Raw genomic sequence first — 8,794 nt, 5'->3', positions numbered from 1 at the left:
AAGCCATATCTTTTTTTACGATAACATTGGTATGGTAATTTCGATCTTTATAATTTACTGTTACGAATACTTCAATCATCATTTTTCCCTCCTTTTAAATATCATGTTTTAGTTTTAGTTTTAATTGTAAAGACTAAGCATTTTGCCGTTATTTTTTCATTTTAATTGGCCGCTTTTTGCAATTCGGTGTACAAATAGTTTCGTATCCTCCGCGGCAGAAAACTACGAATCTCGTCCTCGTTATATCCAACTTGTAATCTTTTTTCGTCCAGGATAATTGGCCGGCGTAGCATTTTGGGATGCTCCATTATTAATTGATACAATTCATTAAGCGGAAGAAAGTCAATATTTACGTTTAATTCTTGGAACACCTTCGAATTAGTGGAAATAATCTCGCTAGTTCCCTCTTCTGTCAAGCGAAGAATCGATTTAATTTCATCGACTGTAAGGGGTTGAGATACTATGTTTCTTTCAATATAGTCAATTTGATGCTCTTCCAGCCAAGCTTTTGCTTTTCGACATGAACCACAACTCGGTGTCGTATACACAGTCACCATGGTTTTACACACTCCTAAATGTATTTGGCAAGTATTTTTAAATGTAATAAAAAACCTTACAGTTTCCATACTGTAAATTTAATCGTTACAGTTCGTTTTGTCAATTGTAAAGTTTTGGTTCACGTCCCCAAAAGGCGGGATTCCCCGTCCACATGTAGTCCAGTCCATTTTTCTTATGCTCCAATTTCCGTACCTCTGCTCCATAGTGACTGATTTCCACCTTCAACCAATCATTTTCAATAACAATCATCTTATCTCCCTCATCTCTAGTCTGCATTGTTTCCTTTTATTATACCGAAAGTCTATTGTTTCAAAACAAAACGAACTGTTTTTCATAAACAAGTAATTCCTTTGGAGCACTACCTGGTATCATTTCTAAAAGTAAAGCTCCTACTCTAAAGTAGAAGCTTACTATGAATGTAATATAATTGGTTTGTGAAATGCTCGAAAAGCTCAAAAGCATCTTTATCAGTACACCCTTCATGAACAACCTTTCCAACGGCTTGAGAAATGTAAAGCGTCTGCATGATGTAATAAAAAGTCTGACGGACTTTTTCCGTATAAATACAATCGATGCATCGGTCTTGTCATGGACACATACAACAATTTGATATCCAAATCTACTTTTGAGTATGGTTCTTCCAAGCAAACAATCATAACAGAATCAAACTCCAACCCTTTCGATAAATAGGAAGGTAAGATTACGATATGTCTTTTTTCATATCATGTTTTTCTTTAGGTAAATCCGAATTTATACGGTCTACTTTAGGGAACGCGATGTAAAGTCACCAATATCAACTTGTCTTCTCATCGTTCATGCCCATTCCCCCGATCATTTTTTTGAACACTGGAATTAAAGAAACATTGACTTTCGACTACTGACAGTATTGCAAGTATGGTAAAAGGCTTTTTAGATTGCTCAATTCCCTAGTGAAAGGCCAATCAGTTCAATTCGACTATGGCGATGGCCTGTCCTGCTGACACAGTTCCTTCTGTAGTTACATGGAGTCTTTTCACCTTGTCGGCGAAGTTTGTTATAACGACTGGTGTAATGATTTCAAGGGAATGTTCCTCAAGTAGCTGAAGATCGACGTTGACGAGTGGATCGCCTACTTTTACGCTTTGTCCCTCAGAAACGAAAACGTCATAGCCTTCACCCTTTAGCGTGACGGTTTCCAGACCAATATGAATTAACAGCTCCAGTCCTGATTTTGTTTCGATCCCGAGTGCGTGCTTGGTCGGAAAAATTTGCACAATTTTCCCTTCGACAGGTGATAAAACGCGTCCATCCTTCGGGATGATCCCAAATCCATCACCCATCATTTTTTGTGAAAACACAACGTCAGGAACCTCGGTTATCTCCACTACATCACCATTTACCGGTGCGAAAAGTTCTTCTGAATTGGTAGGCGATTTCTTAAATCTTGAAAACATATTTATTACCTCTTTCTATACCGTTTGATTGGTCATTTCTGATTTATTTTATAGTTCACATAGTTACGGAATAAGGCTTCACTGATTAGAAAGAAAGGCGTAAATGAATTGTCGATGATGCTGTTGCTTAAATGGATTTGCGAGCTGCTCGCGTATAGATTGTGCGGTGTCATGCTTGCCAAACGATTATTTTTCAAGTTCGTGATTGAGATAACGGAAACGCCTTTCGCCACGAACATTTTCAGTGTAGGGAACAGCATTGGTGTATCCCCCGATAACGAATAAATGATAATGAGATCTTTCTCATTAATATCAGCCGATATCATTGCCCATTCTGCTTGAGCAGTAATAACTTGCAAATACCGATACATTGATAAAAACATCCGATGCAGTTCCTTGGCGCAATGGGACTGTGCAGTTCCAGTACCATACACGAAAATCCTCTCGGCTTTATCGATTAATGCGCATATATCCGTCATGTCTTTCGCATGAATATACTTAATGGTTTCGTTGACATCCGTCACTAAAGAATTGACAAAATCCTCGCTCTGTTTGTCGTCTTTGTTTGCTTCGTTTTGCCATTTTAAGAACATCTTAAATTCGCTGTATCCACTAAACCCGATTTTCTGGGTCATTCGAAGAATAGAGGAACGCGAGATGTTGCATCTGCCTGCAAGCTCATTTATGCCGAGCTTATAACAAGTGTCTTGATTATTTAATATATACTTAAGTATATAAAAATCATTTTGATTTAAATGATCATAATACTTGTTCACCAATTCTTCCAGTTTCATGACTCAGGTACTCCTCACTACAATCCTTTTTTACAATGTTAACCGATTTCCATGCATTTTGTTTGTACATTATGCTTTTTCTCAAATATATTTATTATAAAAGAAGGGAAAGTATAAGTAATTATTTTATACTTCCCCACTCTTATTCTTAATTTAATTCCGGCCAATATTCTTTATTGGCTTCAATTAAATCATCCAACAATTCTTTTGCCACTTTGGCACTAGGCACGGTTCTGGATAATGTCATCGCTTGCCACAATTTTTGGTAAGAATGCTCAATCCATGCTTCAACAACTAGTTTTTCAACAGAAACCTGCTGTTCCATCAAGCCTTTTTGGAATTGTGGGATATCTCCCATTACGAGTGGCTCCGGTCCATTTGCTCCTACTAAGCAAGGAATTTCAACCATGGCTGTGTGGTCAAAATTGCGGATTGCCCCGTTATTTTCGACAATCAGCAGCATTCTTTCATACGTGTTGTAAGCAAGGGCACGAGCCAAGTCGACGATATACGTAGCATGCTCATCCACTTCCAGCTCGCTGCCTTCCATTGTTTGATTGCTAACGATTTGCCGGCAGGCGGTAAATACTTGTGTTTCACGACCAGCCATAACTTCATTGGCTCGCGTGAAGTTCTTGTCTGAATGCTCAACTACATAGTCAGGATAATAGTAGTATTTCAAATAGGTGTTCGGCAATGTTTCAGGGTCCAACGCATACAAATCTTTTGCTTTCCGATAGGTAACATCCCAGCTTGGGTCAACGTGCTGGTTATCTGCACTACCTTCAACCGCATATCCATTTTCAGCCACATACTTTTTCAACTGCGGCATTAAATCATTGCCCTCATTATCGCGGATGTCTGTCCACCAGCCAAAATGGTTCAGTCCATAGTAGCGAACATTCATATCTTTTCTGGACTGTAAGCCTAACGCTTCTACAAGCCTAGACTCAATAGCCACTGGCATATCGCAAATATTTAATATTTTCGAATTTGGGCGAAGGCGGCGGGTTGCTTCCGCTACAATCGCAGCCGGATTGGAATAGTTCAGCATCCAGGCATTCGGTGAATATCTTTCCATATAATCGACCAGTTCCAGTACACCCGAAATTGAGCGCATTCCGTAAGCGATACCGCCCGGTCCACACGTTTCTTGTCCAACTACCCCGTGCTGCAGCGGAATTTTCTCGTCCAATTCACGCATTTTATATTTGCCGACACGGATATGGGCCATGACGAAATCGACATCTGTAAACGCGGCTTCTGGATCGGTTGTTGCTAAAAAGTCAATCTCCGGCGCCTTTTCTTTAATAATGATTTCGCAAGCTTTAGCAATAATGTCTTGTCTTTCTGGATCATTATCATAAAATTTTAGTTTGCTGATTGGAAATTTATCTTGATTCTCCAACAGCATCATGACTATTCCCGGTGTATACGTACTTCCTCCACCTGCAATCAATACGGAAAACTTTCTCATGATAAAACCTCCTACTAATTTTTTTGTCCACTTTCTTTTCGTCTAGCCTGTATCGCTTATAATAATTCCTCGAATTCATCACGAACTTGAGGCACGGACAATCCGACAATAACTTGTACCGCTTTGCCTTTTCGAACTACACCATGCGCGCCTGCCGAACGGAATTGTTCATCTGGCTTCATCAACGACGGATCGACAACGGTTACACGCAAGCGTGTCGCGCAATTTGTTACGTCTTCAATGTTGTCGCGGCCGCCTAACATATCTAAGAAATATTCCGCTTTCTCTTTATATTCGCTTCCTTGAGGGACAGGTGTACTTTTTGACTCTCCCTTTTTAGCTTTATAATCAGCTTTGGAATACAATTTCGTTTCTTCGGTTGCCATTTTTTCGCGCCCTGGTGTCGAAATATCCATTTTTAATATCAAAAATCTAAATACGAAGAAATAAAGAACAGTGAAAGCCAATCCAATTAAAATATGTGTGATTACCATGCCGGAGTGGTTCGATAGCATCGGGATCCAGTTATACGTAATATAATCGAGAAGACCGCCGCCCTGATATCCAACCACACCAGCTGCATACATCGCAGTCGACATGAGAGCGGAAAAGATTGAATGGATGAAAAACAATAATGGTGACACAAACAGAAACGTGAATTCAATTGGTTCTGAAATACCAGTCAGCATCGAAGTTAATGCTGCCGGAATCAGTAAACTTGCCGTTATTTTTTTCTTTTCCGGTTTTGCTGTAGCATAAATCGCAAGGGCAATCCCAGCAATCCCAAATACGGTTGTATTTCCATATAGGCCGAATCCCCCTTCTGGGAATAGCGATTTCACAGGCTGGGTAGAGCTGGAAAATTCACTTAAATTGTTCATCCAATGGGCTAAAGTTCCATCTGGCACGACAGCTGGACCGTAATCAAATGGTGTCCAAATAAAATGATGTAGTCCAGTTGGAATCAGAATCCGTTCAAGGAAGGTGAATAATCCGACCCCTAGCGTTCCAGATGAAGCAAGAAATCCTTGCATCGAGTTAATCATGTGTTGAACCATCGGCCATAACCATGAGGTTAAGAATGCCAGCGGCAGCATCAACACAAATCCAATGATGACCACGAGCGCTGATCCTTGAAAAACACCGATTGCGTCAGGCAACTTTTTTTCATAGTACTTGTTGTGAATCCATACTACAATTCCCGCAACTAATAATGCACCGATAATACTCATGTCGAGAGTTTTAATTCCAGCGATAAGTGTTAAACCGCTTGTTCCGCCAACTTCGGCACTCATATCAACGCCAAACTTTTGACCCCACAAATTTAAAATCGCTTCAACAAAGTAATTAAAAGACATATATGTGACAAAAGATGCCATCGCTGCGCGACCATGGGCTTTATTAGCCAACCCGAGAGGCAAGCTGATAGCAAATAGAATCGGCATCTGATTAAACACTGCCCACGACCCTTGTAGCACAATGTTCCACAGGTCATACCATAAACCCGACTCTCCAAAAATGCCACCCATCATATCCGGATTGGTAAAAATCGACGCAAGGCCAATCACAATACCTGCAAACGGCATCAACATAACTGGAACAAGCATCGCTCCACCAAATTTTTGAATTTTACTTAACAACCTTTTCACTCCCCTTCAAATAACAATAGTAACCACATCTTTATTCTTCAAAATAGATCTATCCGGAAGTATCATACCTTATTTATATCACTTTTTTTTCGAAAGATATCTATTCGCCGACACTCTGGTCCCAATCACCATTTCTGTTATTTTTTCTCAAACGTCGGGAATTTTCCCAGGGGATATGTTTTATGTTTCGTAAGAGAAAATGAATTGTCCTAGAATTCCAGGAGTTAGAAACTAAGCACCTGTAGAAGGTAGTTTAATAGAAAAGGACAGGGAGATTTGACATTATCACGACTAGTCGATATCTAAAGGATTCATATAGTGATCTTGCGGATGAGGTGGATACGGTGCCGAAATTTTGAGTATAGGAAGGAAAATTACATATTTTATTTCAACATTTCTTCCTTTATTCGTATCATCTCTCTTAGTTTGAGTCTTTTTTGGGGTAATCTTCTTGAAAATATGCTTAGCGTTGTAAATCCGGAAAACATACGCTAAGCAAAATTCAACAAGTAAATTTATATGTTTTTATACGCTAAGACATTAAACGTGTTTAAAAACTTAATATTTTAGTAAAGTTGTTGAACATTGATTATCAATTTGCTCCTGTTCCCCCTAAATTACTCCACTTATTTGCTACTTTGCGGTCTATGACAGTAACCCTGTGACTAGGCCATTATGGAATGAGTTATTGGATATCTTCAAAAGGAAAAAAACCTTGTAAATCCTTTATCAATAAAGTGTTCACTATGACAGCAATGGCTTTACCCATGAAAGATTCGTTATCAACATTGATTTTTTCCAGCTGTTCAAGGTGATTCTTGTAAAGCTGTCTGTTAGACTCCATCATGTCTTCAAAATACTTTTGGTCGCAGCTACCAACCCTATACAATTAGTGCCAGTCACCTCCCAATTTCCGGATGGCGCCTGGCACTTGTATTAGAAACATTCATTAGAACCTGTCTTATATAAAGTTCATTTTATACTTCGCTTGAAATGATTCTGCTGGTTTAAGCTTATTGATTCCGAATTTCTTTTTCAAGTTCCCAGTTGTATTGTATGTATCAGCAATACCGTACCACGGCTCAATGCAAACGAACGGAGCCATCTTTCCATCTGTGTCCATATATTTCGACCAAACACCAACAAACGGAAATTCTTCGAACATTATTTCTACACCATGATTCGACTTATTCGATGCCAGTGTAATTTGATCGATATTGCTATAAATAAGAGCATCTTGGGCAAATAAGGAGTCAGTCAGTTTAATCTTTGATAAATCATTAGACATTCCTTTCTCATGAATAAGAGAATCCTTTATCTCATATTCCATCACATTTTTATTTGCAGCAGCAATAAAGTGTAAACTGTAGTCCTCAATTGTTTCATTTTCTAAAAGCGGAATCCTAAACGCAGGGTGGGCACCAATTGAAAAATACATCTCTTCCTTGTTTTCATTTATTATTTCCCAACGAACAACGAGTGTGTCCTCATTGAGAATATAACGAATAATCGCTTTAAAATCGTAAGGATAAACATTAATGTAGTGTCCCGCAGACTCAAACATAAATGAAACGTCTGTCGGTGTCTGCTCATCCACCTCAAATACAACGTCACGCAAAAAGCCATGTTGTGACATCTCGTAGGTCTTACCATCGAGTTGATATTGGTCTTCCTTTAAACGTCCAACAATCGGAAATAAAACCGGGGAGACGCGTCCCCAGTAAGCCTTATCCCCAGTCCACATGTAGTCCAGCCCACTTTTCTTATGCTTCACTTTACGTACTTCTGCCCCATTGTTACTGATCTCGACTTTCAACCAATCATTTTCAATTACAATCATCTTATATCCCTCGTCTCTAGTCTGCGTTGTTTACTTTTATTATATCGAAATTTCTTCCCTGCATGATAATCGTGTCTGTATTTTATCAAAAACAAATGCAGGATGAACCTTCCATTTTTAAGCTTTGTTACTATTTCTAACATGTTTTTTCTCTTAAATTAATGAACTTTTTATATAAAAACAACACCATTAGACTCATTTTCAAAATAATAATTTTTATGAGGGTGATGAAAAATCAGAGACGTGACCTTGATTCAAATTTTCAATCATCATTTAGAGAAAAAATATCTGAATCGTTCTGGAATTGCTCATGTAATCGCTTATGTATATTACGCTTTCAAATTAGCAAAAAAAATATAATGATTCTGTTGACTTGGCTTCAAATGCAGCTTAAGACTTCCGCAGATAAATTTAAATCCAAAGAATTTTTGTCGATATTCTTTGGAGATTGGTGCGGTTAGTCCATCAAGAGGATCATTTTCCTTTTTCAACTTTATTTCAGAATTCACTTCAATTTTAGCTGAAATATCCCCGTCGTAGGCTTCACCGAGGTCGTGTACAAATGAAAAACTTATGTCTATACTGAATTGAAAATATTCTTCTAAAACCATGCAAAACATGGTCAATCGCCAAGAATGCTCTGCAATACTCTATTGTATGCCCGCACTTGTCCACGCTGTTCTAGTATTTTGTTTAAACTCTCAAGCTCTTTAATAAAAGAATTGATGGTAGAGAATTCATCCATATTATCTAACTCTTGCAAAATTATAACCTAAATGAATTATTAAAAATAAATAACACTAATCATAAAAAGGGAACTTTTTGCAAGGGATAACCGTCTAAAGATTAATGGGAGGTGCAGGATGAAAAAGTTAATAATGTTTTTTGCTATTATTTCTGCTTTTCTTTTATTAATAGCAGGCTGCAAAATAAAAGGAAAAGGATTAGTATCTTCCCTAAAAATCGTTAATAAAATATCGCATCTTTCCAAAAGACAATTTTTAAAAAGTTCCAATTTGATAAAGCATCATATGTTATGATAA

At 38.2% G+C, this 8,794-nt stretch carries 12 protein-coding genes; 1 reads left to right on the top strand and 11 read right to left on the bottom strand.

Features of this window, described 5'->3' with window-relative positions:
- The 11 genes from RTR43_RS25095 to RTR43_RS25045 all read right to left on the bottom strand — a co-directional run.
- Positions 1–79 (bottom strand): BA3454 family stress response protein (locus tag RTR43_RS25095; RefSeq protein ID WP_312474526.1); only part of this gene is annotated, 79 nt, incomplete at its 3' end.
- 82 nt (positions 80–161) lie between these two features.
- Positions 162–557, bottom strand: a complete 396-nt coding sequence (gene spxA / locus RTR43_RS25090) for a transcriptional regulator SpxA (RefSeq protein WP_312476698.1) — start codon at positions 555–557, stop codon at positions 162–164.
- Positions 558–657: 100 nt separating this feature from the next.
- On the bottom strand, positions 658–807 hold the full coding sequence (locus RTR43_RS25085) for a hypothetical protein (RefSeq protein WP_312476696.1): 150 nt from the start codon (positions 805–807) through the stop codon (positions 658–660).
- Between the two features lie 230 nt (positions 808–1,037).
- Positions 1,038–1,214, bottom strand: coding sequence for a hypothetical protein (locus tag RTR43_RS25080; RefSeq protein ID WP_396954628.1), 177 nt, complete (start codon positions 1,212–1,214; stop codon positions 1,038–1,040).
- Between the two features lie 285 nt (positions 1,215–1,499).
- Positions 1,500–1,991 (bottom strand): PTS sugar transporter subunit IIA, encoded by a 492-nt coding sequence (locus tag RTR43_RS25075; protein ID WP_312476694.1) that lies wholly within the window; start codon positions 1,989–1,991, stop codon positions 1,500–1,502.
- Between the two features lie 32 nt (positions 1,992–2,023).
- On the bottom strand, positions 2,024–2,785 hold the full coding sequence (locus tag RTR43_RS25070) for a MurR/RpiR family transcriptional regulator (RefSeq protein WP_312476691.1): 762 nt from the start codon (positions 2,783–2,785) through the stop codon (positions 2,024–2,026).
- 148 nt (positions 2,786–2,933) lie between these two features.
- Positions 2,934–4,262 carry a 6-phospho-alpha-glucosidase gene (locus RTR43_RS25065; protein ID WP_312476689.1) on the bottom strand — a complete coding sequence of 443 codons (1,329 nt, stop codon included), beginning with the start codon at positions 4,260–4,262 and terminating at the stop codon, positions 2,934–2,936.
- A 56-nt stretch (positions 4,263–4,318) separates the two neighbouring features.
- A complete protein-coding gene (locus tag RTR43_RS25060) occupies positions 4,319–5,902 on the bottom strand; it encodes an alpha-glucoside-specific PTS transporter subunit IIBC (protein WP_312476686.1) in 1,584 nt (527 codons plus the stop codon).
- A gap of 694 nt (positions 5,903–6,596) precedes the next feature.
- Positions 6,597–6,800 (bottom strand): hypothetical protein, encoded by a 204-nt coding sequence (locus RTR43_RS25055; protein WP_312476683.1) that lies wholly within the window; start codon positions 6,798–6,800, stop codon positions 6,597–6,599.
- 72 nt (positions 6,801–6,872) lie between these two features.
- Positions 6,873–7,751, bottom strand: coding sequence for an aldose 1-epimerase family protein (locus tag RTR43_RS25050; RefSeq protein ID WP_312476681.1), 879 nt, complete (start codon positions 7,749–7,751; stop codon positions 6,873–6,875).
- 329 nt (positions 7,752–8,080) lie between these two features.
- Positions 8,081–8,398 (bottom strand): HD domain-containing protein, encoded by a 318-nt coding sequence (locus RTR43_RS25045; RefSeq protein ID WP_312476700.1) that lies wholly within the window; start codon positions 8,396–8,398, stop codon positions 8,081–8,083.
- Positions 8,399–8,614: 216 nt separating this feature from the next.
- Between RTR43_RS25045 and RTR43_RS25040 the strand changes: the two genes are divergently transcribed.
- The gene (locus tag RTR43_RS25040; RefSeq protein ID WP_312476678.1) at positions 8,615–8,791 is read left to right on the top strand and encodes a hypothetical protein; all 177 of its coding nucleotides are present in this window, start codon (positions 8,615–8,617) and stop codon (positions 8,789–8,791) included.
- The last annotated feature ends 3 nt before the right edge of the window (positions 8,792–8,794 follow it).

It is taken from the genome of Neobacillus sp. (genome assembly GCF_031988165.1).
GTDB lineage: Bacteria > Bacillota > Bacilli > Bacillales > Cytobacillaceae > Neobacillus > Neobacillus rhizosphaerae.
The sequence above is the reverse complement of the archived record's forward strand: the minus strand, read 5'-3'. Positions and strand labels throughout refer to the sequence as shown.